Origin of the sequence: Malikia spinosa (genome assembly GCF_002980625.1) — a bacterium.
In the GTDB taxonomy this organism is placed as follows: domain Bacteria; phylum Pseudomonadota; class Gammaproteobacteria; order Burkholderiales; family Burkholderiaceae_C; genus Malikia; species Malikia spinosa.
Genome location: NZ_PVLR01000054.1, coordinates 36,005 through 60,526 on the forward strand (window position 1 = coordinate 36,005; position 24,522 = coordinate 60,526).

Here is a 24,522-nt window from a genome sequence, read left to right on the forward strand (position 1 = left end):
GGTAGGGGGCAGCGCGGCCAGGCCGGGGCTGCCCCGCAAACATATCAGGCGGTTTTCTGTTCCATCTGCGCCACCCACTCGCGCGGCGCCATCGGGAAGCCCAGGCGCTCGCGGCTCTCGTAGTAGCTCTGCGCGACGGCGCGCGCCAGGTTGCGGATGCGGCCGATGTAGGCCGCGCGCTCGGTGACCGAGATCGCGCCACGCGCATCGAGCAGGTTGAAGCTGTGCGCGGCCTTGAGCACCTGCTCATAGGCCGGCAGCGCGAGCTGCTGCTCCATCAGGTACTTGGCCTGCTTCTCGTGCGCATTGAAGGCAGTGAACAGGAAGTCGGCGTCCGAATGCTCGAAGTTGTAGGTCGACTGCTCGACCTCGTTCTGGTGGTAGACATCGCCGTACTTCAGCGTATCGGTCCACTGCAGGTTGTAGACGTTGTCGACGCCCTGCAGGTACATGGCCAGGCGCTCCAGGCCATAGGTAATCTCGCCGGTGGCGGGCTTGCAGTCGATACCGCCGACCTGCTGGAAATAGGTGAACTGCGTCACTTCCATGCCGTTGAGCCAGACCTCCCAGCCCAGGCCCCAGGCGCCCAGGGTCGGGTTTTCCCAGTCGTCCTCGACGAAGCGGATGTCGTTCTTCTTGAGATCGAAGCCCAGCGCTTCCAGGCTGCCCAGATACAGCTCGAGGATGTTGGCCGGAGCCGGCTTGAGCACCACCTGGTACTGGTAGTAATGCTGCAGGCGGTTCGGGTTGTTGCCGTAGCGGCCGTCCTTGGGCCGGCGGCTGGGCTGGACATAGGCTGCCTTCCAGGGCTCGGGACCGATCGCGCGCAGGAAGGTCGCGGTGTGGCTGGTGCCGGCGCCGACTTCCATGTCGTAGGGCTGGAGCAAGGCGCAGCCCTGGGCGTCCCAGTAGGCCTGCAGTTTCAGGATGATTTGTTGAAAGGTCAGCATGTCATTGCCTAGGGGCGGTGATCCGCCATACATTCGGGTCGCACCCGCAGGGCGCAGGCGGCGAAAGCCTGATTCTACGGTCGCGACCGACCGCTGCGGCGCCAGGCCAGCGCCAGCGCGCTGACGCAAAGCAGCGCCAGCGGCCACAAGCCGAAGCGGCCGGCCCAGCGCGCATAGGGGGTCAGGCCTTCGCGGCCCTCGACCTCGACCGCCAGCACGGCGCGCGTCAGCCGCGGCAGCTCATGCGTGACGCGGCCCAGATGGTCGATCGCCAGCGTCGCGCCGGTATTGGTCGCGCGCAGCATCGGGCGCTGCAGCTCGAGCGCGCGCAGGCGCGAGATCTGGCGGTGCTGGTCGATCGCCACCGTGTCACCGAACCAGGCGATGTTGCTGAGGTTCACCAGCACGGTCGGCGCCAGCGCTGGCGCGACAAAGCCGCGCGCGAGCTCCTCGCCGAACAGGTCCTCGTAGCAGATATTGGGCGCGATGCGCTGGCCGGCCCAGTCCAGCGTCGGCTGCACCGGCGCGCCGCGGTTGAAGTCGCCGAGCGGAATCTGCATCAGCTCGGTGAACCAGCGAAAGCCGGTCGGGATGAACTCGCCAAACGGCACCAGATGCTGCTTGTCGTAGCGCAGCGGCTCATCCTGACCCGGGCGCCAGGACAGCGCCGAGTTGGTATAGCCCTGCTCCGGGCTGCCCATGGGCAGGCCCAGCATCAGCGCGGAGCGGCCCTGCTGCACGCCCTGCAACAAGGGCTGCCACCAGGCCGGGGGCAGCTGTTGCGGCAGCAGGGGGATGGCGGTCTCGGGCGCGACCACCAGGCTGACCTGTCCCTGCTCGAGCGCCGCGTGCGCCTGCTGCCGGTACCAGCCCAGCGCCAGCGGCATGCCGCTGCCGGGCTGGAACTTCTGGTCCTGCGGGATATTGCCCTGCAGCAGCAGCGCCGACAGCTGGCCGGCCGGTGTGGTCCAGACCGGTATCCAGCCAGTCCAATGCCGGGTAGCGCCAGGCCAGCAGAGCAAGGCCAGGCCAAGCAGGCCAGCCAGCGCGACAGACCGGGCGGCGCTGGAAGGCCGAGCGGCGGCCAGACCCGCCATCGAGTTCGGACCAGCGAGCGGTGCTGCTGAGCCCAGGCGGGCGCCCAGTCCGACGCATCGCGCCAGCAAGGCCAGTGCCTGCGCCGCGAGCAAGGCCAGCGCGGCCGCGACCGCCCCCATGCCGTAGACCCCGACCCAGGGCGCCAGCGGCGCCAGTGCGTCGACCTGGGCATAGCCGCCCGCGCCCCAGGGGAAACCGGTCAACAGCAGGCCACGCGCCAGCTCGGCCAGGGTCCAGAGCGCGACGAAGGCCGGCAGGCGCCAAGGCAGCCGCGCAGCCCGCCAGCGCCAGAACAGCGCCGCCGCCGCGGCGTAATACAGCCCGAGTGCCGCCGCCAGCGCCAGCACGCCGAGTGCCGCCAGCGGAGCCGGCAGGCCGCCATAGGTATGCATCGAGACGAACAACCACCAGAAGGTCCCGCCGAGCCAGGCGGTCGACCAGATCCAGCCGCGCAGGAAGGCCGAGCGCGCCGAAGGCGCGCCGGGCAACAACAGCAGCAAGGCGGCCAGCGACAGGATCTGCAGCCCGGCCACCGGCTCGCCAGCCGGCCAGCCCAGGCGCCAGGGCCAGGCCAGCGCAGCAGCCTGCAGCAGCCCGGCCAGGCCAAGGGCGAGTCCGAGCGGCATGACCTGCAGCAGCAGGCTGGGGGTCAGGCGGCGCATGAGCGAGACGATAGCGGCAACTGCGGCCAATGCGGGAAGGACGGCCGGCTCAAGGCTGGTGCGGCAGCCGCGTCACCTTGAACCATTTGACCGCCCCGCCCTTGCTGTGCTGGACCATGAAATCCAGCCCTTCGAGCAAGTGACGCTCGCCGCGGCGCGGCACCCGGCCCAGCGCATGCGAGACCAGGCCGCCAATGGTGTCGAAGCCCTCGTCGTCGAGCGTGATGCCGAAGGACTCGATCACGCGCTCGACCGGCGTGTCGCCGCTGACGCGCCAGGTGCCATCGGCCAAGGCGAAGATGTCGCCCTCGTCCTCCTCGACGTCGAACTCGTCCTCGATGTCGCCGACGATCTGCTCGAGCACATCCTCGATCGTGACCAGGCCGGCGACGCGACCGAACTCGTCGATCACGATCGCCAGGTGATTGCGGTTGGCGCGGAACTCGCGCAGCAGATCGTTCAGGCCCTTGCTCTCGGGCACGAAGATCACCGGCCGCAGCAGCGCGCGCAGCTTGAGCTCGGGCGTACGCTGCAGCTTGAGCAGGTCCTTGGTCAGCAGGATGCCGATGATGTTCTCGCGCTCGCCCTCGTAGACCGGGAAGCGCGAATGCGCGGTCTCGATCACCTGGTGCAGCAGTTCGTCGTAGGGCGACTGGATGTCGAGCGCATCCATGCGCGGCGCCGCCACCATCACGTCGCCGGCCGTCATGTCGGCAATCCGGATCACTCCCTCGAGCATCACGCGCGACTCGGCGTTGATGATGTCGTTGTCCTCGGCCTCGGCCAGGGTCTCGATCAGCTCGTCCTTCGAGTCTGGCCCGGGATGGATGAATTCGGCCAGCTTCTGCAGGAAGCCGCGCTTGTCTTCATGCCGCACGCTGCGCTGCGGCGCCGGACTGGGATGGGGTTCAGCCACTGTGGATCGGGGTAGTTGCGAAGCATCTAGGATACTCCAAGCCCTTGACAGCGGCGCAACAGGATCAGGGCTTGGTCTGGTCGCGCGCGTCGCGCACGCCCTCGCGGATCTCGTGCATCAGGTCGATCACGCCGCGCACCTGCTTGACGCCGGACTTGAGGTGGTAGTCGGTGCGCGCCAGGCCCTCGGCCAGCAGCTCGCCGACCTGGGAGCCGAAATCAGCCGGCGGCAACTCGAGATAGGCCTGGCTCTCGGAGCCCTCGCGCACGACCGAGGCGCCGGCATTGCGCGCGATCTTGAGCATGGCGGCGTTCTCGCTCAGCGCATGCACGATCAGGCGCGAGACGCCGTGATTGCGTGCATGGACGACACAGCGCTCGAACAGCTGCTGGCCGTAACCGCACCCGCGCCGCTCGGGGCTGACGCTGACGCCGAACTCGGCCATATGCTGCTGGCCCGGCGCATCCAGGTAGGCCAGATGAGCGGCTGCCACCAGCTGCAACTCGGCGTCGAAGATGCCGAACAGCTCGTCACGGCCGAAATCGAGCTTGGCGACATAGCGGCTGATCTGCTCGTCGATGGCCGGATAGCCGAAGCGCAGATAGCGGTCGTGATCGGACAGCGACAGCAGATGCTGCTCGATCAGCGCCAGCTGCTCGGGGTCCAGGCTGCGGATCAGTGCCCGGGACGGGGCGGGACGTTCGGTTTCAGTCATGCGCCCGATATTAGGGTTTTCCCCTTATCCGTGACTTAAGCCCGGCCTGAATCCCTGGCGCCAGCAGTGGGATCGCCGGCCCTTCAGCGCGCCGGCTCAGAGCCCGAGCATCAGCTGCAGGTTCTGCACCGCCGCGCCGCTGGCGCCCTTGCCCAGGTTGTCCAGCCGCGCCACCAGCAGCGCGTGGCCGTAGGCATCGCTGCCGAACACGCGCAGCTCCAGGTGGTTGGTGCCGGCCAGCGCGACCGCGTCGAGCTTGCCGTCCTCGGTCGCCGGCAGCACATTGACCCAGTGGCTGCCCTCGTAGTGTTTTTCGAGTGCAGCCTGCAGATCGGCGAGCTTGGGGCGACCCGGCAGCAAGTCGAGGTGCAGCGGCAGCTGGACCAGCATGCCCTGGGCAAAATTGGCCACCGCCGGCACGAAGATCGGACGCCGGGTCAGGCCGGTGCAGGCCATGATCTCGGGAATATGCTTGTGGCCCAGCCCGAGGGCATAGAGCTCGAACGGCGTCGCCGTGCCGGCCTCGTAGGCCTCGATCATGGGACGGCCGCCGCCGGTGTAGCCGCTCACGCTCGGCAGGCAGACCGGATGCTCGGGCGAGAGCAGGCCGGCCTCGATCAGCGGGCGCAACAGCGCAATCGCGCCGGTGGCGTAGCAGCCCGGGTTGGCGACGCGGTCGGCACTGCGCACCGCCTCGGCCTGGCCGGCGCAGAGCTCGGGAAAGCCATAGACCCAGCCCGGTGCGACGCGGTGCGCGGTCGAGGCGTCGATGATGCGCGGCGCGCGGCCGCCCTCGGCCTTGATCGCGTCGATCATCGCGACCGATTCGCGCGCGGCGTCGTCGTGCAGGCACAGGATCACCAGGTCGGCCTGGGCCATCAGCTCGCGCTTGGCGGCCGGGTCCTTGCGCCGCTCGGGGGCAATGCTGAGCAAGCCGACCTGCGGCATCTGGGCCAGCCGCTCGCGGATCTGCAAGCCTGTGGTGCCGGCCTCGCCATCGATGAAAACCTGATGCATCTGTATTCTCCGTAGGGTCATTTCAAGGGCTGATGCAGGCTGGCGAACCGCCAGGTCGTCAGCTTGGTACCAGCTTTCTAGCATTCCATCATGATACATTCGTGTTTTCTTGCGTCTCGATCGCAGGTATTTCGCCGCCGGTGTTGGACTGGCGTAAGGCAAGATGCCGACACTCCGGACGTGTTAATCGACCGACTCCACTGAGAGCAATTCATGAAAATTCACGAGTACCAAGGCAAGGAAATCCTGCGCCAGTTCGGCGTGCCGGTCCCGCGCGGCATCCCGGCATTCACCGTGCAGGAAGCCGTCGAAGCGGCGCAGAAGCTGGGCGGCCCGGTCTGGGTCGTCAAGGCACAGATCCACGCCGGTGGCCGTGGCAAGGGCGGCGGCGTCAAGGTCGCCAAGTCGATCGAGGACGTCCAGCGTCTGGCCGGCGAAATCCTGGGCATGCAGCTCAAGACCCACCAGACCGGCCCTGAAGGCCAGAAGGTGCGTCGCCTCTACATCGAAGACGGCGCCGACATCCAGAAGGAATACTACGTCTCGATCGTGACCGATCGCGCGACCCAGAAGCTGGCCTTCATCGCTTCGAGCGAAGGCGGCATGGACATCGAGGAAGTGGCCCACTCCACCCCCGAGAAGATCGTCACCGAATTCATCGACCCGCTGACCGGTCTGGGCGACGAGCAAGCCAAGAAGATCGCTGACGCGATCGGCATGCCGGCCGACTCCACCGCTCAGGCCGTGGACGTGTTCAAGAAGCTCTACCAGTGCTACATGGACACCGACGCTTCGCTGGTTGAGATCAACCCGCTGAACCGCGACAGCAAGGGCAATGTGACGGCGCTGGACGCGAAGTTCAACTTCGATGCCAACGCCCTGTTCCGCCACCCCGAGATCGTCGCCTACCGCGACCTCGACGAGGAAGATCCGGCTGAAGTCGAGGCTTCCAAGTTCGACCTGGCCTACATCAGCCTGGACGGCAACATCGGCTGCCTGGTCAACGGCGCCGGTCTGGCCATGGCCACCATGGACACCATCAAGCTGTTCGGCGGCGAGCCGGCCAACTTCCTGGACGTCGGCGGCGGCGCAACCCCCGAGAAGGTCACCGAAGCCTTCAAGATCATGCTCAAGAACCCCAAGGTCGAGGGCATCCTGGTCAACATCTTCGGCGGCATCATGAAGTGCGACACCATCGCCACCGGCGTCATCACCGCCTGCAAGGCCGTGAACCTGAACGTGCCGCTGGTCGTGCGCATGAAGGGCACCAACGAAGAGCTGGGCAAGAAGATGCTGGCCGAGTCGGGTCTGCCGATCATCGCTGCCGACACCATGGCCGAAGCCGCGACCAAGATCGTCGCAGCGGTTAAGTAATGACTTTGGGGACAGATCTTCAGCTCTGTCCCCAACTGACTAGAACTGATTCGAATGACCTTGGGGACAGATCTTTAGCTCTGTCCCCAACTGACTAGGACAAGCACAATGTCGATCTACATCAATAAAGACACCCGGGTCATCACCCAGGGTATCACCGGCAAGACCGGTCAGTTCCATACCGAGAAGTGCATCGAGTACGCGAACGGCAAGAACTGCTTCGTCGCTGGCGTGAACCCGAAGAAGGCCGGCGAGAAGATCCTCGACGTGCCGATCTACGGCACCGTCAAGGAAGCCGCCGCCGAGACCGGCGCGACCGTGTCCGTGATCTACGTGCCGCCGGCAGGCGCTGCTGCCGCGATCTGGGAAGCCGTCGAAGCCGACCTGGACCTGGCCATCTGCATCACCGAAGGCATTCCGGTCAAGGACATGCTCGAAGTGCGCAACCGCATGAAGGCCAAGGAAGCCGCCGGTGGCAAGCGCACCCTGCTGCTGGGCCCCAACTGCCCCGGCCTGATCACGCCCGACGAGATCAAGATCGGCATCATGCCCGGTCACATCCACCGCAAGGGACGCATCGGCGTCGTCTCGCGCTCCGGCACCCTGACCTATGAAGCCGTTGCCATGCTGACCGAAGTCGGCCTGGGCCAGTCTTCGGCCGTCGGCATCGGTGGCGACCCGATCAACGGTCTCAAGCACATCGACGTGATGCGCGCCTTCAATGACGACCCGGATACCGATGCCGTCATCATGATCGGCGAGATCGGTGGCCCGGACGAAGCCGAAGCCGCGATGTGGTGCAAGGCCAACATGAAGAAGCCGATCGTCGGCTTCATCGCTGGCGTGACCGCGCCTCCCGGCAAGCGCATGGGCCACGCCGGCGCGCTGATCTCGGGCGGTGCCGACACCGCTGACGCCAAGCTCGCCATCATGGAAGAGTGCGGCTTCACCGTGACGCGCAACCCGTCCGAACTCGGCAAGCTGCTCAAGAGCCTGCTGTAATCGCCGCTCCGCTGCGGCCACGCGCCGCAACGGACAAAAAGGCCGGAAGCATCCCACGGGAGGCTTCCGGCCTTTTTCATGCGCACTGCCAGCCTGACCGGGCCGCGTGCATCGGTTCACTGATCTGGTGCGGACACTACTGCTCCAGAATTGACTCCCAGGCACTGGCGCGGGGCCAGCGATCCCGGTTCAGGTGCATTTTCAGTTCATGGAATGATTTTTGCATTGATTAGATTCCCTCTCTTTTATGTGTCAGAAAATTCCATGGGTCTCAGTAATCTGAAAATATCGCTACGACTTGCCCTGCTGCTGGCACTGCTGTCGCTGCTGATAGCAACCGTCGGCATGCTGGGCCTGTCAGGCATGCAGCAAACCAATCAGGGACTGAATTCGGTCTACCAGGACCGGGTGGTGCCGCTGCAGCAGCTCAAGCAGGTCGCCGATCTGTATGCGGTCGATGTGGTCGATACCGCCCACAAGGTGCGCGACGGGGCCCTCACCGCGGCGCAAGGCGTGCGCATCATCCAGCACGCGCGCGAGCAGATTCGGCAGCATTGGACCGACTACCTGGGGACCGAGATGATCGCGGAGGAAAACCGGCTGGTACAGCAGTTCGAGCAACGGCGGACCGTGGCCGATGCGGCCGTCGCCACGCTCGAAACCCTGCTGCAGGCCGGCGACCTAGAGGCGATCAGGCAGTTCGCGGCCCGGGAGATGTATCCGGCGCTGGACCCCCTGCAAGGCGTGCTCGGCTCGCTGGTACAGCTGCAGCTGGACACGGCCAGAACGGTGTACGAGCATGTGGAAGCGGTCCATGCCAGGACCCGCCTGTGGATCGGATTCGCCATCGGCACCTGCGTGCTGCTCTCGATCGGACTGGGCACGCTGGTGACGCGCAGCATCACGCACCAACTGGGAGCCGAGCCCCATGATGCCGTCAAGCTGGCCCAGAGCGTGGCACAGGGCGATCTCAGCGTCAGCATCGACCTGCGGGCGGCCGACCAGGACAGCCTGATGGCGCAGCTGCAGCAGATGCAGCAAAGCCTGTCCAGGCTGGTGTCGATCATGCGCCAGGGCTCGGAAAGCGTGGCCACGGCCAGCGCGCAGATTGCCCAGGGCAACCACGACCTGTCGGCCCGCACGGAGCAGCAGGCCAGCGCGATAGAGCAGACAGCCGCCTCGATGGAGCAGCTCACTGCCGCCGTGCGACACAACGCGGCCCATGCGAGCGCGGCCAGCCAGCTGGCGAACGAGGCGTCCGGGGTGGCGCGCCATGGCGGCAAGATGGTAGGCGATGTGGTTCGCACCATGAGCGAAATCAACGAGAGTTCCCGCCAGATCGCCGACATCATCGGCGTCATCGACGGCATTGCCTTCCAGACCAATATCCTGGCGCTCAATGCCGCCGTGGAAGCGGCCCGTGCGGGCGAACTGGGCCGCGGCTTTGCCGTCGTGGCCGCAGAAGTGCGCAGCCTCGCGGGCCGCTCCGCCGAGGCCGCGCGCGAAATCAGGCAACTGATAGGCGCCAGCGTGGCGCGCGTGGAGGCAGGAAGCGCCCTGGTGAACCACGCCGGCACGACCATGACCGAACTGGTCAGCGCGATCCAGCGCGTCAGCGACCTGATGCACGAGATCAGCGCGGCCAGCAAGGAGCAGAGCCAGGGTGTCGATCAGGTCAACAGCGCCATCTCGCAGATGGATCAGACCACGCAGCAGAACGCTGCGCTGGTCGAGGAGATGGCGGCTGCCACCGACAGCCTGAAGGCCCAGGCCGGGGACCTGGTGGGGGCGGTCACGGCATTCAAGATCGCAGGGACTGCGAGCGCGATGCCCCCTGCCCTACCCACCGCCACGCCCGAACCGGCGCTGCTACCGGACGCTGCAGCCGCCGTGCCAGCCTGAGGCGGGCAGCGGGCCGCCGCCGCCCTGGCGAAGCTTAGCTCAGCTTGCCGTGGCAGGCCTTGTACTTGAGGCCGCTGCCGCAGGGGCAGGGATCGTTGCGACCGACGCGCGGCACTTCCTGGTCCGGCGCGCTCAGCAGACCGGAGTCGGCCAGGGTCTCGGGCTCGCCGGTCTCGGTCGGCGCGGTGTAGGTCACATGGCTCAGGCGCTCGGCCTGGGTCTCGAGCTGCTCGGCGGCCTGGCTGACCTGCTCGGGCGACTGGATCTTGACATTCATGAGCAGGCGCGTGACCTCGTTGCGCACGGTGTCGAGCAGCATGCCGAACAGCTGGAACGCCTCGCGCTTGTATTCCTGCTTGGGCTGCTTCTGCGCATAGCCGCGCAGGTGGATGCCCTGGCGCAGGTAGTCGAGCGCGCTCAGGTGGTCGCGCCAGTTCGAGTCGATATGCTGCAGCAGCACGACGCGCTCGAAGCCGCCCATCTGTTCGCGCCCGACCAGCGCGACCTTGGCCTCGTAGGCCGCATTGGCGGCTTGCAGCACCTGCTCCAGGATCTCGGCATCGGTGATCTCGCTGGCGGCCGACACCAGTGCGGCCAGGTCGAGCGACAGGCCCCAGTCGGCGGCCAGCACCTGCTGCAGACCGGCCAGGTCCCACTGCTCCTCGACGCTCTCGGCCGGTACGAAGGCGCGCACGACCTCGGTCATGCAGCCCTCGCGCAGCGACGTGATCTGCGCGCTCAGATCCAGCGCGTCGATGATGTCGTTGCGCTGCTGGTAGATCACCTTGCGCTGGTCGTTCGACACGTCGTCGTACTCGAGCAGCTGCTTGCGCACGTCGAAGTTGCGGCCCTCGACCTTGCGTTGCGCGCTCTCGATGCTGCGCGTCACGATGCCGGCCTCGATCGCCTCGCCTTCCGGCATCTTGAGCTTGTCCATGATCGCGCGCACGCGGTCACCCGCGAAGATGCGCATCAGCGAGTCGTCCAGGCTCAGGTAGAAGCGGCTCGAGCCCGGATCGCCCTGGCGACCGGCACGGCCGCGCAGCTGGTTGTCGATGCGGCGGCTCTCGTGGCGCTCGGTCGCGATGATGCGCAAGCCGCCGAGCTGCTTGACCTGCTCGTGGTCGAGCTTCCACTGCGCGCGCGCGGCTTCGATCGCGCGGGCGCGGCCCGCCTCGTCCAGGCTGGCATCGGCCTCGATCGCAGCCAGGATCTTCTCGAGGTTGCCACCGAGCACGATGTCGGTGCCGCGGCCCGCCATGTTGGTCGCGATCGTGATCGCGCCGGGACGGCCGGCCTGCAAAATGATGTCGGCCTCGCGCGCATGCTGCTTGGCGTTGAGCACCTCGTGCGGCAGTTTTTCCTGTTCCAGCAGCGCCGCGATGATCTCGGAGTTCTCGATCGACGAGGTGCCGACCAGCACCGGCTGGCCGCGGCCGTGGCATTCACGGATGTCGGCGATCGCGGCGACATATTTCTCCTGCGTCGTCTTGTAGACGCGGTCGAGCTCGTCCTTGCGCTGGCTCGGGCGGTTCGGCGGGATCACCACGGTCTCGAGGCCGTAGATCTCGTTGAACTCGTAGGCCTCGGTGTCGGCGGTGCCGGTCATGCCCGACAGCTTGCCGTAGAGGCGGAAGTAGTTCTGGAAGGTGATCGAGGCCAGGGTCTGGTTCTCGGGCTGGATACGCACGCCTTCCTTGGCCTCGACCGCCTGGTGCAGGCCGTCGCTCCAGCGCCGGCCCGTCATCAGGCGGCCGGTGAACTCGTCGACGATCACGATCTCGCCGTTCTGCACCACGTAATGCTGGTCGCGGTGATACAGATGCTGGGCCTTGAGCGCGGTCACCAGGTTGTGCATCAGCACGATGTTGGACGGGTCGTACAGCGAGGCGCCCTCAGGCAGCAGGCCGGCTTGCGCCAGGATGCGCTCGGCATTCTCGTGACCCTGCTCGGTCAGGTGGATCTGGTGCGATTTCTCGTCGACCGTGAAGTCGCCCGGCTGGGTCACGCCCTCGCCGGTGCGCGGGTCTTCCTCGCCCTCCTGGCGCACCAGCTGCGGCACCAGCTGGTTGATCGCGAGGTAGGTCGAGGTCTGGTCCTCGGCCTGGCCGCTGATGATCAGTGGCGTGCGCGCCTCGTCGATCAGGATCGAATCGACCTCGTCGACGATGGCATAGCTCAGCTTGCGCTGGACCCGGTCGGCCGCCTCGTAGACCATGTTGTCGCGCAAATAGTCGAAGCCGTACTCGTTGTTGGTGCCGTAGGTGATGTCGGCCAGGTAGGCCAGCTGCTTGTCCTCGCGCGACATCTGCGGCAGGTTGACCCCGACCGACAGCCCCAGCCAGTGGTAGAGCTTGCCCATGGTCTGGGCGTCGCGCCCAGCCAGGTAATCGTTGACCGTGACCACATGCACGCCCTGGCCGGTCAGCGCATTGAGGTAGACCGCCAGGGTCGCGGTCAGCGTCTTGCCCTCGCCGGTGCGCATCTCGGCGATCTTGCCGTGGTGCAGCGCCAGGCCGCCAACCAGCTGGACATCGAAGTGACGCATCTTCATGACGCGCTTGCTGGCCTCGCGCACGGTCGCGAAGGCTTCGGGCAGCAGCGCGTCGAGCGCCTCGCCCTGCGCCAGGCGCTGGCGGAACTCGGCCGTCTTGCCCTGCAGTTCGGCATCGCTCAGTTGTTCGAACTGCGACTCCAGGCCGTTGATGCGCGCCACCGTCTTGCGGTAGGTTTTGAGCAGGCGGTCATTGCGGCTGCCGAAGATTTTGGTCAGGAACTGGATGGGCATACGAGCATCGCTCCCCGCGGCAGACAGAAGTCCTGGCGAGGGCTGGTTGGGAATCGGGTCCGCCTGGAAACGCACCAGGCTGCGGTCGGATGGTTACCGTGTGGCTGCATTTTAGCGGGGCAATATGGCGCCGCCATGAGGCGAGCGGTCGCTGCCGGATAATGACGGCACATGGCCACCTCATCGCGTCTCTTCAGCCTGCAACAGGCCTTCCAGGCCAACCCCGAACTGGCCAAGGTGGCCGCACGCATCCGCCAGTCGCAGCAGATGCTGACCTTGATCCGGCCCCTGATGCAACCCGGGCTGCGGGCCCAGGTCCAGGCCGGACCGGTCGACGAGGATTCCTGGTGCCTGCTGGTCAGCAACCCGGCCGTCGGCAGCAAGCTCAGGCAGCTGGCACCCGCGCTGCTGGCAGCCTTGCGCAGCGGCGGCTTTGACGTGCAGCGACTGCGCTTCAAGGTCAGGGTGCGCTGAAAGGCTGGCGCGCTTCAGTCCGCCTGCTCGGTGGCGGCCGTTGCTGACCGGCGGCGGCGCTGGACAAGGCGGGTCGACATCCGCGCCAGCCGGTCCAGCAGGCGAATCCGGGCCGCCAGCGGCCACCAGTCGTAGAGAAAGATCTCCATCGGCCGCCACATCGCGACCCAGCCACCGATCAGCAGGCTCTCGCGCACGATTTCGCCCGGGCTGCCCTTGGGCAACCAGTCCTGGCTGAACTCGCCCAGCGCGATCGAGAGCGACAGGAAGCTGACCCCGATCAGCAGGCTGATGCGCCCACGCCGGAACAGCTCGCGCAGCCGGGCCCGGTTCGCGCTGGCACTGGCCGCGAAATGACTGCGGATCGCGCCTTCGAGCTGCGCGAGGTCCTGCTCCTGCGTCAGCGGACGGTCGAGGTGGATCACCAGTGCCAGCGGCAGCTCGCGCGGCAATTCGCGGGCGCAGGCGACGATGTAGTCATGCGCTTGCGGATCGAGGTCGCGGGTGTGGAAGGGCGAGGGATCGATCGAGTAGAACAGCTGCTCGATCTGCTCCACATGGACCTCGATCAGGGCCGGATGCACGACAGGGTGGACTCGATGCTGGGCCATGGCAAGAGCATAAAACAGCGAAGCATGCCAAGCTGAAGACAGGCTGAATTTTGTTCAGCAATTCAAAATTGCGAAGGGGTCCGCCAAAACTCTCCTAGACAAAGACTAATAAAGTCAATGCTCAAGGAGTGTAAAAATGCACAACAAATCCCCATTAAATACCCCTAAATGCAAGATGTGCCAGTCGCCGCTTGAGCGAATCCAGCGTGCACCGCTGATGAAGCTGATCCCAGCTTCCAAACATTACCGCTGCCCGGCCTGCGAAACACATTTCTTCCGCTGTCTTGGCCTGATGCAACGCTGCTGATGCCAACAGGCCCTTGAGCCGGCTGCCAGACGGCTGTCGCTCAACCCCATCGTCCAGTTGCAATTGCCTTGCTGCTGGTTCGATTCACGGCTCAAGCTGTCTGAGGTTCAGCCGTGAAAAAGCCCTCCAGGTACATGACCTTGGAGGGCTTTTCTTATGGCTTGGTGCCGCCTGTCGGAATCGAACTGACGACCTACCGCTTACAAGGCGGGTGCTCTACCAGCTGAGCTAAGGCGGCAACAGCGATATTCTACTTCACCCGCTTGAGTGCCGGACGGCCGCTGCCAGCTGGTGGCGGCTCATCCTGGGGTGGCTGCTCGGACTGTGCCTGTGCCGACTCGCGTTCGGGCGGCGGGAAGGCCATGCCCTGGCCGTTCTCGCGCGCGTAGATCGCCAGCACATGGTCGATCGGCACCCGGATCTCGCGCGCGACGCCACCGAAGCGGGCCTTGAACTCGATCAAGTCGTTGCCGAGCCGCAGGTTGCCGGTCGCGTCATAGCTGGTGTTGAGCACGATCTCGCCATCCTTGACGAACTCGCGCGGCACCTGGACCCACTCATCGACCGCCACCGCGATATAGGGCGTGAACCCGTTGTCACAGCACCATTCGTGAATGGCGCGGATCAGGTAGGGACGGGTGGAAGGCAGATCATCCTGGCTCATGGCTGACATTTCCAAAGCTGGCAGCGCTTACTTGCGCATGACCTTTTCAGACGGGGTCAGCGCCTCGATGTAGGCCGGACGCGAGAAGATGCGCTCGGCGTACTTGAGCAGCGGCGCGGCGTTCTTGCTGAGCTCGATGCCGTAATGGTCCAGGCGCCACAGCAGCGGAGCGATCGCGACGTCGAGCATCGAGAAGTTGTCGCCCAGCATGTACTTGTTCTTCAGGAACACCGGCGCGAGCTGGGTCAGGCGGTCGCGGATATGGGCCTTGGCCTTCTCGACCGACTTGTCATTGGCCTTGATGCCGCGCTGCTCGAGCACCGACACATGGGCGAACAGTTCCTTCTCGAAGTTGAGCAGGAACAGGCGCACGCGGGCGCGGTCGACCGGGTCGCCGGGCATCAGCTGCGGGTGCGGGAAGCGCTCGTCGATGTACTCGTTGATGATGTTCGACTCGTACAGGATCAGGTCGCGCTCGACCAGGATCGGCACCTGGCCATAGGGGTTCATGACCGCGATGTCTTCCGGCTTGTTGTAGAGGTCGACGTCGCGGATCTCGAAGTCCATGCCCTTCTCGAACAGCACGAAACGGCAGCGATGCGAGTAAGGGCAGGTGGTGCCCGAGTACAAAACCATCATGGCGAAAACTCCTCAATCAGAAAGCAAAAAACAGTGGCGGGCCTGAAGCGGCCAGCCACTGCGGTCTATCCGGCCCAAGTCATGGGCCAGAGGGTCGTTACTTGACGTCTTTCCAGAACGCCTTGTTCAGGCGCCAGGCCGCGAAGGTGAACAGGCCCAGGAACAGCAGGACCCAGACGCCGAGTCGGGTGCGCTGGTGCTGTGCCGGCTCAGCCATCCACTGCATGTAGGCCACCAGATCGCCGATCGCGGCGTCATAAGCCTCGGGGCTCAACTGGCCGGGCTTGACCTGCTCCCAGCCAGTGACCTTGTGGTGCTCGTCGAAGATCGGCTTGCGCTCGCCCTGCAACTCGTACAGCGCATGCGGCATGCCCACGTTCGGGAACACCAGGTTGTTCCAGCCGGTCGGACGGTTGTCGTCGCGGTAGAAGGTACGCATGTAGGTGTAGAGGTAGTCGGGACCGCTGCCGGCAGCACTGGCACGCGAGCGCGAGATCACGGTCAGGTCAGGCGGGTTGGCACCGAACCATTCCTTGGCCTGGCGCGGGTTGATCGCCGACTTCATGACCTCGCCGACCTTGTCGGTCGTGAACAGCAGGTTGTCCTTGATCTGCTGCTCGCTCAGACCGATGTCCTTGAGGCGGTTGAAGCGCATGAAGGCTGCCGAGTGGCAGTTCAGGCAGTAGTTGACGAAGAGCTTGGCTCCATTCTGCAGCGCAGCCTGGTATTCCTTTTCGCTCTTCTTGCTCAGCTCGGGGGCCTTGTCCAGCGAGAAACCGGCACCAGCGGCCAGCGCGCCACCGGCCAGACCCAGGGCCATCACGCAGCCCACAATCCACTTTTTCATCTTGTAACTCCTGTAGACGGTTGGGCTCAGTGCGGCTTGAAGGTCACGCGGCTCGGGACCGGCTTGGGCGTACCCAGACGGCTCCACCAAGGCATCAGCAGGAAGAAGCCGAAGTACAGCAGGGTGCCGACCTGCGAGACGCGCTCGCCGACCGGGGACGGCGGCTGCACGCCCAGATAGCCCAGGATCAGGAAGTTGATCACGAACACGGCGTAGACCAGCTTGTGCCAGCTCGGACGATAGCGGATCGACTTGACCGGGCTGTAGTCCAGCCAAGGCAGGAAGAACAGGATCACGACCGCACCGCCCATGGCGACGACGCCCCAGAACTTGGCGTCGATCGACAGCAGCAGGGCGATCACGACGGCAGTGGCGCCGAGGATGGCGACCTTGCCGACTGCGCCGAGCTTGGCCTTGGCCACGCCCAGCAGTGCACCGATGATGGCGACGGCGATCAGCACGTAGATCATCTGGCTGGTGATGGCACGCAGCATCGAGTAGAACGGCGTGAAGTACCAGACCGGCGCGATGTGCAGCGGGGTCGTGAACGGGTCGGCCGGGATGAAGTTGTTGTACTCGAGGAAGTAACCACCGAACTCGGGCGCGAAGAAGATGATCGCCGAGAAGGCCATCAGGAACACGCCAACGCCCAGCAGGTCATGGACCGAGTAGTAGGGGTGGAACGGAATGCCGTCGAGCGGGTGACCCTGGGCGTCCTTCGGAGCGCTCGGAGCCTTGATCTCGATGCCGTCGGGGTTGTTCGAGCCGACGTCATGCAGCGCCAGGATATGCGCGACCACCAGACCCAGCAGGATCAGCGGCACGGCAATCACGTGGAAGCTGAAGAAGCGGTTCAGCGTGGCGTCACCGACGACGAAGTCGCCGCGGATCAGCAGCGCCAGATCCGGACCGATGAAGGGCACGGCAGCGAACAGGTTGACGATCACCTGGGCGCCCCAGAACGACATCTGGCCCCAGGGCAGCAGGTAGCCCATGAAGGCTTCGGCCATCAGCGCCAGGAAGATGGCGCAGCCGAACACCCAGACCAGCTCGCGCGGCTTGCGATAGGAACCGTAGATCAGGCCACGGTACATGTGCAGGTACACCACGACGAAGAAGGCGGAGGCGCCGGTCGAGTGCATGTAGCGGATCAGCCAGCCCCAGGGCACATCGCGCATGATGTACTCGACCGAGGCGAAGGCCAGGTTGGCGTCCGGCTTGTAGTTCATGACCAGGAAGATGCCGGTCACGATCTGGATCACCAGCACCAGCAATGCCAGCGAGCCGAAGAAATACCAGAAATTGAAGTTCTTGGGCGCGTAGTACTCGGACAAATGCTGCTTGTAGCCAGCAAATGCCGAGGGAAAGCGGTTCTCGAACCAGTTGACGACCTTCTCGCCCGTGGGGGCGTTGGCCGGAAGTTCCTTGAATTCAGCTGCCATGATGTTCCTCAGATTGGTTCTAATCAGGCCTTCTTGTCCTCACCGATCAGCAGAACGGTGTCGGACAGATACATATGCGGCGGCACTTCGAGGTTGTCGGGCGCGGGCTTGTTCTTGAAGACGCGGCCGGCCAGGTCGAAGGTCGAACCATGGCAGGGGCAGAGATAGCCGCCCTGCCAGTTGTCGGGCAGCGAGGTCTGGGCACCGGTCTGGAACTTGTCCGAAGGCGAGCAACCCAGGTGGGTGCAGATGCCAATGCCGACGAAGACCTCGGGTTTGATCGAGCGGTGGCGATTCTTCGCGTATTCGGGTGTCGGATAGGCGTTGCGCTTGGACTCGGGATCGGCCAGCTCGGGGTCGAGCTTTTCGAGCGCTGCGAGTTGGTCGGCGGTTCGCTTCATGATCCAGACGGGCTTGCCGCGCCATTCGACCATGAGTTTCTGCCCCGGCGGGATCGCCGAGATGTCGACCTGGACGGCAGCGCCGGCGGCCTTGGCGCGCTCGGAGGGCTGAAAACTGCTCACAAAGGGGACGGCGACGGCTGCGGCTCCCACTGCGCCCACGGCGCCCGAGGTGATGAGCCAGGTGCGGCGGCCGTTGTCGACGGATGCTTCGCTCATGGGGATCTTTCAATGACTGGGAAGGACAAGGGAGCCGACCGGCAAGCCAGCTCTGGTCAACATGGCATTGTACCGGAGCGCACTGTAGGGAAAACGGAAAACCCGTTACCATGACTGTGCAATAGACAGTTTGCGCAACAGGAGCACGACCATGGGCATGATGCGGGAGTTTCGCGATTTCGCAGTCAAGGGCAATGTGATCGATCTGGCGGTCGGCGTGATCATCGGTGGTGCCTTCGGCAAGATCGTCGGTTCGGTGGTCGATGACCTGATCATGCCGCTGGTCGGCATGCTGGTCGGCAACCTGGACTTCTCCAACCTGTTCATCCTGCTCGGCGACCCGCCACCCGGAGTGGCACTGACCCTGGCCGAGCTCAAGAAGGCTGGCGTGCCAGTGTTCGCCTACGGCAACTTCCTGACCGTGGCGCTGAACTTCCTGATCCTGGCGCTGGCGATCTTCCTGATGGTCAAGCAGATCAACCGCCTCAAGCGCAACGCGCCGGCACCGGCGCCCGCCGCCGCGCCGCCCACGCCCGAGGACGTGCTGCTGCTGCGCGAGATCCGCGACAGCCTCAAGCAAAAGGGCTGAGTCGCTGCCGCCATCCGCTTGGGCGAGGCGGGAGCCGGGCACGACCAGCGGCAGCAGTGGCTTCAGACCCCCATGGCGGCCCGCACCGCCGCCATCAGGCTGGACGGGTCGGCCCGGCCCGAGCCGGCCAGGTCGAAAGCCGTGCCATGGTCGGGACTGGTCCGCACGAAGGGCAAGCCGAGCGTGCTGTTGACGCCATGCTCGAGCCCCAGGTACTTGACCGGAATCAGGCCCTGGTCGTGGTACATCGCGATCACGACATCGAACTCGCCCGTGCGGGCGCGCATGAAGACGGTGTCGGGCGCATGCGGTCCGCTGACATCGAGCCCTTCGGCCCGCGCCTGCTGCACCGCGGGTGCGATCTGCTCGATTTCCTCGCGGCCGAACAAGCCGCCCTCGCCTGCATGCGGATTGACGCCGGCGACCGCGATGCGCGGCGCGCGTCCGAGCTGGCGCGCCAGATGCGTGGCCGTGATGCGCAGGGTCTGCAGCACATTGGCCGTCGTCACCGCTTCGAGCGCGTCGCGCAGCGAGACATGGATGCTGACCAGCACGGTGCGCAGCTCGTCGTTCGACAGCATCATGCGCACCGGCAGCTCAGCGATCGGGCAGCCCAGATGCGCGGCCGCCAGCGCCTGCAGGAATTCGGTGTGGCCGGGATGTTGGATGCCGGCCGCGGCCAGCGCCTCCTTGTGGATCGGCGCGGTGACAACGGCGCCGACCTCGCCGCGCAGCGCGGCTTGCGCAGCCCAGGCGATGCTGTCGGCGGCGGCACGACCGGCGCGCGCGTCGATCCGGCCCCATTGCACCAGCTCGGCCATGCAGACCGCCGGCAGCACCGGCAGGCAGCGCGGCGGCAGCCCGAGCACATCGGCCGGCTGCTCGATCACCGCGACCGGCAGCAGGCCGCCGGTGACGGCCGCGGCCTGGCGCAGCGTTGCAAGGTCACCGACCGCGAAACAGCGCTGCGACCATTCGGGCTGCTGGCGGAACAGCTGGGCGATGATTTCCGGGCCGATGCCGGCCGGGTCGCCCATGGTGATGGCGATCGGGAGTGTTGCTGTCATGCGGGGTTGTCGATTTCGATGAACTGGTGCTGCAGGCCAAGCTGCGCGGCGACCTGAGCCGCCAGCGCGGGCGCGCCGTAGCGCTCGGTCGCATGGTGGCCGCAGGCCAGGAAGGCGACCCCGCACTCGCGCGCGAGATGGGCCTGCGGCTCGGAGATCTCGCCGGTCAGGAAGGCGTCGGCGCCGGCCGCGATCGCGGCCTCGAAATAGCCCTGGGCGCCGCCGCTGCACCAGGCCACGCGCCGGATCGGCCGCGGGCAGGCGTCGATCAGCAGCGGCGCTCGACCGAGCGCGCGCTCGACCTGATGGGCCAGCTCAGGGCCGCTGCAGGGCTCGACCTGGCCCAGGAAACCGAGCTGCTGTTCGCCAAAACGCCCCCAGGCCGCGCCATCGGGCGGTGCAAAGCCAAGCTGGCGCCCGAGCTGGGCGTTGTTGCCCAGCTCGGCATGGGCGTCGAGCGGCAGATGGTAGGCCAGCAGGCTGATGTCGTGGCGCAGCAGCAGCGCCAGGCGCTGCTTCATCCAGCCGGTCACGCGGCCGTCCTGACCGCACCAGAACAGGCCATGGTGGACCAGGATCGCGTCGGCTTCGGCAGCGATTGCGGCCTCGATCAGGGCCCGGCTGGCGGTCACGCCGCTGACGATCTTGCGCAGATCGGCGCGGCCCTCGACCTGCAGGCCGTTGGGCCCGTAGTCCTTGAACAGGGCCGGCTGCAGCAGGCCGTCGCAGGCCGCGACCAGATCGGTCAGGCTGCAACCGGCAGCAGAGGCAGCCGGGACGGCTGGCTCAGTAAGTGGAGGAACGGCGGGCGCGGACGATGCGGTCATTTTCGGGCTTGGGCTGGACTCAAACCGCATTGTGACAGTCCCACTGACCAAGCGCCCCCGAGGGGGCGCCACGGTTCAGCGTGGGACGCGCTGCTTGGCTTGCAGCCGCTGCTGCTCCTGCACCGACTCGTCCATCTTGCGCTTGAAGAAGCGCGAAAACCAGATCGACATGAAGATCACGAACAGGATCACCGCGATGCTCATCAGACCATAGTCGGTCGAAAAAAGGTCCACAATTGCTTTCATGCTGGCTCCGTCAATAACCTTGGATTTACCAGGTCATTTCAGCCCAATCCGGCTCTTCCTTGCTTGATCCATATCAACAATCCTGTCTGCACATGAAACGCTACTGGCTGCTCTTCTCGCAATCGGTCACGCTGCTGCTTGCCCTCTGGTTCGTGGTCGCCACGCTCAAGCCGCAATGGCTGGAAACGGGGCAGCGCCCGGCCGTGGTACCGGTGCTCGAATCCACCTCGCCCGCTGCGGCAGCGGCCGGCAGCAGCTACCGCCACGCGGCACGGGCGGCCGCGCCAGCCGTGGTCAGCATCAGCACCAGCAAGGCACCGGCGCGCAACCCCTATGCCAACGACCCCTGGTTCCGCTTCTTCTACGGCGAGCAGGCCGAGTCGCAACCGCAGACCGGCCTGGGCTCGGGCGTGATCGTGAGCCCGGCCGGCTATCTGCTGACCAACCACCATGTGATCGCTGACGCCGACGAGATCGAGGTCCAGCTCAGCGACGGCCGCAAGGCGCCGGGACGAATCATCGGCACCGACCCCGAGACCGACCTGGCGGTGCTCAAGATCGACCTCGAACGGCTGCCCGTGATCACGCTCGGCGACTCGGAGCAGCTCGCGGTCGGCGACGTGGTGCTGGCGATCGGCAACCCGTTCGGCGTCGGCCAGACCGTGACCAGCGGCATCGTCAGCGCGCTGGGACGCAACCAGCTCGGCATCAACACCTTCGAGAACTTCATCCAGACCGATGCGGCGATCAACCCGGGCAACTCGGGCGGCGCGCTGGTCGATGCGCAGGGCCGGCTGATGGGCATCAATACCGCGATCTATTCGCGCTCGGGCGGCTCGATGGGCATCGGCTTCGCGATCCCGACCTCGATCGCGCGCCAGGTCATGGAGGCGATCCTGCGCGACGGCAAGGTCACGCGCGGCTGGATCGGCGTCGAGCCGCAGGCGCTCACGCCCGAGCTGGCAGCCTATTTCGACACCGAACTGCGCGAAGGCGTGATGATCACCGGCGTGCTGCAGAACGGTCCGGCGGCGCAGGCCGGGCTGCGCCCGGGCGACGTGATCGTCAGCGTGGCCGAACAACCGGTGCGCAATGTGGCCGGGCTGCTGGCGGCGGTGGCGGCGCTGACGCCAGGCCAGCCAGCCAGGCTAGAGGTCGTGCGCCGCAATGCGCACCAGCTGCTGCAGGTGGTGCCGGCGCAACGCAAGGCAGCCGTGCCGCGCGAGCAATAACCAGCAACCGGAAGCCGGCAAGACCCGGGCGGTGCGGTGCGGTGCGGTGCGGTGCTGGGCCGGGCCGGGCCGCAGACTGTGGCTCAGGCTCAGTCGGACTTGGTCTGCTCGGCGTCGGCTTCGGGGTTGCGGCTGACGCGCGAGAACCAGCGCGAGCCCAGGATGCCGATCTCGTACAGCAGACACATCGGCACCGCCAGCGCCAGCTGCGAGATCACGTCGGGCGGCGTCACGACCGCCGCGATGACAAAGGCGACCACGATGAAATAGCCGCGAAAGGCCTTGAGCTTCTCGACCGTGACCAGCTCGAAGCGCACCAGCAGCATCACGACGATCGGCACCTGGAACGCCAGGCCGAACGCCAGATAGAGCGACAGGATAGCTTCGACGTAGGAGGCGATGTCGGGCGTCGCGTTGACGCTGTCGGGCGTGAAGCCCTGGATGAAGCCGAACATCTTGTCGAGCACGAAGAACTGCACGAAGGCGATGCCGACATAGGCCAGCAGGCTGCCGAAGATGATCAGCGGCAGCGCAAAGTGCTTCTCGTGGCTGTAGAGACCGGGGGCGACGAAGGCCCAGATCTGGTACAGCACCCAGGGCAGCGCCAGCAGCAGGCCGCTCATCATCAACACCTTGAGCGGGATGAAGAAGGGCGTGAAGACGCCGACCGCGATCAATTTGACATCGGGCGGCATGTGGGCCCGGATCGGCACCGCGATCAGGTCGATCAGGCCCGAGGGACCGGGCCAGACCGCCAGCAGCGCCATGGCGATGGCGACACCGTAGAGACAGTAGAGCAGGCGGTCGCGCAGCTCCATCAGGTGCTGGACGAAGGGCTGTTCGCTGCCGGCGAGCTCGTCAGCCGGTTCTTGCTTGTCTGACATGGATCAGGGGGTCACTGGAAGCGGGACTTGGGACGAAAGCGCGCTACCCGCGCCGCGCCAGACTGGGCCTTGCTGCGCAGGCCCTGACGGGCCTTGTACCACTGGGGCACGGCCTTCTGCTTGAGCCGGAAGTTCTTCTTCGGATGGCGATAGACCGGGGGCGCGGGCTGGTAGGCCTGGTCATAGGCCGAGTCATGGGACTGGGCCGGGTCGCTGCCGCCGGACACATTGCGCTCGAACTCGCTGCCGACCTCGCGCATCGAGGACTGGACATCCTGCGCGGCGCTGGTCACGCTGTCCTTCATCTTCTTGAGCTCGTCGAGCTCCATCGAGCGGTTGACCTCGGCCTTGACGTCGGCGACATAGCGCTGCGCCTTGCCAAGCAGGGTGCCGACCATGCGCGCGACGCGCGGCAGCTTCTCGGGGCCGATGACGACGAGCGCCACCGCACCGATCAGCGCGAGCTTGGATATACCGAGATCGATCATTCGGGTTCAGTAGCGGGCCTCAGCCCTTGGTCTTGGCTTCGACGTCGATGGCGGACTTGTCGGCAGCCGCATGCTGCGTGACTTGGGGGGCGGCCTGGGAAGCAGGCTGGGCGGCGGCATTGTCGTCAGCCGCCTGGTTGCCGCCGTCCTTCATGCCGTCCTTGAAGCCCTTGACCGCGCCTCCGAGGTCGGAGCCGAGGTTCTTGAGCTTCTTGGTGCCGAAGACCATGACGACGATCAGCAGGACGATCAGCCAGTGCCAGATGGAAAAACTACCCATTTTGTGAACTCCAGAGCGGGGACTGCGCCCCATCAATCGGTTTGGATTCCACCGCACGCGATTGGTTCACGCACGGCAATCCTTCATTATCCCCATATGGGGTGACGGTTTCTTGAAATCAAGTCAGCCGCGCGCCCAGGGCCGCGGGCCACCGATCACATGCAGGTGCAGGTGATGCACTTCCTGGCCGCCCTCGTCGCCGGTGTTGGCGATGACGCGGAAGCCGCCGGCCGGATAGGGGTTGCAGCCCTGCTCGAGCGCGAGCTGGGGCGCCAGCACCATCATCTTGCCCAGCAGCGCCGCGTGACCGGCTTCGAGCTGGGCCATCGACGGGATATGCAGCTTGGGGATCACAAGGAAATGCACCGGCGCCCAGGGCTTGATGTCATGGAAGGCGTAGAGCTCGTCGTCCTCGTAGACCTTGCGGCTCGGGATCTGGCCGGCGACGATTTTGCAGAAGATGCAGTCAGGGGATGCGTTCATTGAGGAAACTCCATGGGCTGGCCCGCGTTCATGCGGAACATGCCTTTGACAATGCGGTAGACGAACCAGGCCGAGATGACGGTCCAGGCCAGCCAGCCGGGCAGGATGAGCAGCCAGAGCGGCAGCGTCAGCAGGTAGGCCAGCAGGGCCCAGAGCACGGTGTGGATGCGCCAGCGGAAATGGCTTTCGTGCCAGCTGCCGCGTGCATCGTCACGTTTGACGAAGTCGAGCACCAGCGCCACGATCAGCAGCGTCGGTCCCCACTGGCCGCCCGGAATCAGCGCGCCGACGGCGACGATCAGGTGCAACAGATAGCTGATCAACCCCACGTTGCTGAGGCTGCGCAGGCGTTCGTTGCGGTCGTCGTCGGTCATGTGTCGTTCTCGGTCTGGTCCAGT

Annotated in this window: 27 protein-coding genes and 1 tRNA gene; 7 read left to right on the forward strand and 21 right to left on the reverse strand. The window is 65.7% G+C overall.

The features are described 5' to 3' along the window. Nucleotides 1-44: 44 nt before the first annotated feature. From glyQ to argC, 5 genes are all read right to left on the reverse strand, one after another. A complete protein-coding gene (gene glyQ / locus C6P61_RS15685; protein WP_105730861.1) occupies nt 45-950 on the reverse strand; it encodes a glycine--tRNA ligase subunit alpha in 906 nt (301 codons plus the stop codon). Nucleotides 951-1,024: 74 nt separating this feature from the next. Further along, nucleotides 1,025-2,710, reverse strand: a complete 1,686-nt coding sequence (gene lnt, locus C6P61_RS15690) for an apolipoprotein N-acyltransferase (protein ID WP_105730895.1) — start codon at nt 2,708-2,710, stop codon at nt 1,025-1,027. 49 nt (nt 2,711-2,759) lie between these two features. Next, entirely contained in the window at nt 2,760-3,626 is an 867-nt protein-coding gene (locus tag C6P61_RS15695; RefSeq protein ID WP_105730862.1) for a CorC family transporter, read from the reverse strand. A gap of 64 nt (nt 3,627-3,690) precedes the next feature. After that, nucleotides 3,691-4,341: a GNAT family N-acetyltransferase gene (locus C6P61_RS15700; RefSeq protein ID WP_105730863.1), complete on the reverse strand. Its 651-nt coding sequence runs from the start codon at nt 4,339-4,341 to the stop codon at nt 3,691-3,693. Nucleotides 4,342-4,437: 96 nt separating this feature from the next. Next, nucleotides 4,438-5,358, reverse strand: coding sequence for an N-acetyl-gamma-glutamyl-phosphate reductase (gene argC / locus C6P61_RS15705; protein WP_105730864.1), 921 nt, complete (start codon nt 5,356-5,358; stop codon nt 4,438-4,440). Between the two features lie 213 nt (nt 5,359-5,571). Here argC and sucC point away from each other — a divergent pair, with 213 nt between their 5' ends. From sucC to C6P61_RS15720, 3 genes are all read left to right on the forward strand, one after another. Continuing rightward, nucleotides 5,572-6,732, forward strand: coding sequence for an ADP-forming succinate--CoA ligase subunit beta (gene sucC, locus C6P61_RS15710; protein WP_105730865.1), 1,161 nt, complete (start codon nt 5,572-5,574; stop codon nt 6,730-6,732). A gap of 108 nt (nt 6,733-6,840) precedes the next feature. Next, complete coding sequence (gene sucD / locus C6P61_RS15715) at nt 6,841-7,734, forward strand: succinate--CoA ligase subunit alpha (protein WP_105730866.1); 894 nt, start codon at nt 6,841-6,843, stop codon at nt 7,732-7,734. Between the two features lie 264 nt (nt 7,735-7,998). Then, nucleotides 7,999-9,636 (forward strand): methyl-accepting chemotaxis protein, encoded by a 1,638-nt coding sequence (locus tag C6P61_RS15720; RefSeq protein ID WP_105730867.1) that lies wholly within the window; start codon nt 7,999-8,001, stop codon nt 9,634-9,636. Nucleotides 9,637-9,670: 34 nt separating this feature from the next. Here the strand turns inward: C6P61_RS15720 and secA are convergent, their stop codons facing one another. Further along, nucleotides 9,671-12,424, reverse strand: coding sequence for a preprotein translocase subunit SecA (secA, locus tag C6P61_RS15725; RefSeq protein WP_105730868.1), 2,754 nt, complete (start codon nt 12,422-12,424; stop codon nt 9,671-9,673). A 171-nt stretch (nt 12,425-12,595) separates the two neighbouring features. On the opposite strand from secA, the gene C6P61_RS15730 reads away from it, so the two are divergent. Next, nucleotides 12,596-12,898 (forward strand): hypothetical protein, encoded by a 303-nt coding sequence (locus C6P61_RS15730; RefSeq protein ID WP_105730869.1) that lies wholly within the window; start codon nt 12,596-12,598, stop codon nt 12,896-12,898. Between the two features lie 14 nt (nt 12,899-12,912). Here the strand turns inward: C6P61_RS15730 and C6P61_RS15735 are convergent, their stop codons facing one another. Further along, on the reverse strand, nt 12,913-13,509 hold the full coding sequence (locus C6P61_RS15735) for a hypothetical protein (protein WP_105730870.1): 597 nt from the start codon (nt 13,507-13,509) through the stop codon (nt 12,913-12,915). 136 nt (nt 13,510-13,645) lie between these two features. Here C6P61_RS15735 and C6P61_RS18015 point away from each other — a divergent pair, with 136 nt between their 5' ends. Further along, nucleotides 13,646-13,816 (forward strand): hypothetical protein, encoded by a 171-nt coding sequence (locus tag C6P61_RS18015; RefSeq protein ID WP_161124740.1) that lies wholly within the window; start codon nt 13,646-13,648, stop codon nt 13,814-13,816. 162 nt (nt 13,817-13,978) lie between these two features. Here C6P61_RS18015 and C6P61_RS15740 read toward each other — a convergent pair. The 6 genes from C6P61_RS15740 to petA all read right to left on the reverse strand — a co-directional run bounded on the left by C6P61_RS15740 (nt 13,979) and on the right by petA (nt 18,028). Further along, nucleotides 13,979-14,054, reverse strand: a tRNA-Thr gene (locus tag C6P61_RS15740). A 12-nt stretch (nt 14,055-14,066) separates the two neighbouring features. After that, a complete protein-coding gene (locus tag C6P61_RS15745; protein WP_105730871.1) occupies nt 14,067-14,489 on the reverse strand; it encodes a ClpXP protease specificity-enhancing factor in 423 nt (140 codons plus the stop codon). A gap of 18 nt (nt 14,490-14,507) precedes the next feature. Then, entirely contained in the window at nt 14,508-15,119 is a 612-nt protein-coding gene (locus tag C6P61_RS15750) for a glutathione S-transferase N-terminal domain-containing protein (RefSeq protein WP_105730872.1), read from the reverse strand. A 97-nt stretch (nt 15,120-15,216) separates the two neighbouring features. Next, nucleotides 15,217-15,966 (reverse strand): cytochrome c1, encoded by a 750-nt coding sequence (locus C6P61_RS15755; protein ID WP_105730873.1) that lies wholly within the window; start codon nt 15,964-15,966, stop codon nt 15,217-15,219. 26 nt (nt 15,967-15,992) lie between these two features. Further along, nucleotides 15,993-17,408: a cytochrome b gene (locus tag C6P61_RS15760; protein WP_105730874.1), complete on the reverse strand. Its 1,416-nt coding sequence runs from the start codon at nt 17,406-17,408 to the stop codon at nt 15,993-15,995. 23 nt (nt 17,409-17,431) lie between these two features. Beyond that, nucleotides 17,432-18,028 carry a ubiquinol-cytochrome c reductase iron-sulfur subunit gene (petA, locus tag C6P61_RS15765; RefSeq protein WP_105730875.1) on the reverse strand — a complete coding sequence of 199 codons (597 nt, stop codon included), beginning with the start codon at nt 18,026-18,028 and terminating at the stop codon, nt 17,432-17,434. 151 nt (nt 18,029-18,179) lie between these two features. On the opposite strand from petA, the gene mscL reads away from it, so the two are divergent. After that, nucleotides 18,180-18,617, forward strand: a complete 438-nt coding sequence (gene mscL / locus C6P61_RS15770; protein WP_105730876.1) for a large conductance mechanosensitive channel protein MscL — start codon at nt 18,180-18,182, stop codon at nt 18,615-18,617. A 62-nt stretch (nt 18,618-18,679) separates the two neighbouring features. On the opposite strand, the gene pdxA is transcribed toward mscL, so the two are convergent. The 3 genes from pdxA to C6P61_RS15785 form a co-directional block, all read right to left on the reverse strand. After that, on the reverse strand, nt 18,680-19,684 hold the full coding sequence (pdxA, locus tag C6P61_RS15775; RefSeq protein ID WP_105730877.1) for a 4-hydroxythreonine-4-phosphate dehydrogenase PdxA: 1,005 nt from the start codon (nt 19,682-19,684) through the stop codon (nt 18,680-18,682). After that, nucleotides 19,681-20,511 carry a Nif3-like dinuclear metal center hexameric protein gene (locus tag C6P61_RS15780; RefSeq protein WP_105730878.1) on the reverse strand — a complete coding sequence of 277 codons (831 nt, stop codon included), beginning with the start codon at nt 20,509-20,511 and terminating at the stop codon, nt 19,681-19,683. The genes pdxA and C6P61_RS15780 overlap by 4 nt, the downstream gene beginning before the upstream one ends. A gap of 75 nt (nt 20,512-20,586) precedes the next feature. Continuing rightward, on the reverse strand, nt 20,587-20,757 hold the full coding sequence (locus tag C6P61_RS15785) for a DUF3149 domain-containing protein (RefSeq protein ID WP_105730879.1): 171 nt from the start codon (nt 20,755-20,757) through the stop codon (nt 20,587-20,589). Between the two features lie 92 nt (nt 20,758-20,849). On the opposite strand from C6P61_RS15785, the gene C6P61_RS15790 reads away from it, so the two are divergent. Then, nucleotides 20,850-21,989 (forward strand): S1C family serine protease, encoded by a 1,140-nt coding sequence (locus C6P61_RS15790; RefSeq protein ID WP_105730880.1) that lies wholly within the window; start codon nt 20,850-20,852, stop codon nt 21,987-21,989. A gap of 89 nt (nt 21,990-22,078) precedes the next feature. Here C6P61_RS15790 and tatC read toward each other — a convergent pair whose 3' ends face one another. From tatC to C6P61_RS15815, 5 genes are all read right to left on the reverse strand, one after another. Continuing rightward, nucleotides 22,079-22,873 carry a twin-arginine translocase subunit TatC gene (gene tatC / locus C6P61_RS15795; RefSeq protein ID WP_105730881.1) on the reverse strand — a complete coding sequence of 265 codons (795 nt, stop codon included), beginning with the start codon at nt 22,871-22,873 and terminating at the stop codon, nt 22,079-22,081. A gap of 11 nt (nt 22,874-22,884) precedes the next feature. Beyond that, nucleotides 22,885-23,361 (reverse strand): Sec-independent protein translocase protein TatB, encoded by a 477-nt coding sequence (gene tatB / locus C6P61_RS15800; protein WP_105730882.1) that lies wholly within the window; start codon nt 23,359-23,361, stop codon nt 22,885-22,887. 19 nt (nt 23,362-23,380) lie between these two features. Next, nucleotides 23,381-23,641, reverse strand: a complete 261-nt coding sequence (gene tatA, locus C6P61_RS15805; RefSeq protein ID WP_105730883.1) for a Sec-independent protein translocase subunit TatA — start codon at nt 23,639-23,641, stop codon at nt 23,381-23,383. Between the two features lie 123 nt (nt 23,642-23,764). Further along, nucleotides 23,765-24,124 carry a histidine triad nucleotide-binding protein gene (locus C6P61_RS15810; RefSeq protein ID WP_105730884.1) on the reverse strand — a complete coding sequence of 120 codons (360 nt, stop codon included), beginning with the start codon at nt 24,122-24,124 and terminating at the stop codon, nt 23,765-23,767. Then, entirely contained in the window at nt 24,121-24,498 is a 378-nt protein-coding gene (locus tag C6P61_RS15815; protein WP_105730885.1) for a DUF4870 family protein, read from the reverse strand. The genes C6P61_RS15810 and C6P61_RS15815 overlap by 4 nt, the downstream gene beginning before the upstream one ends. Nucleotides 24,499-24,522: the final 24 nt, after the last annotated feature.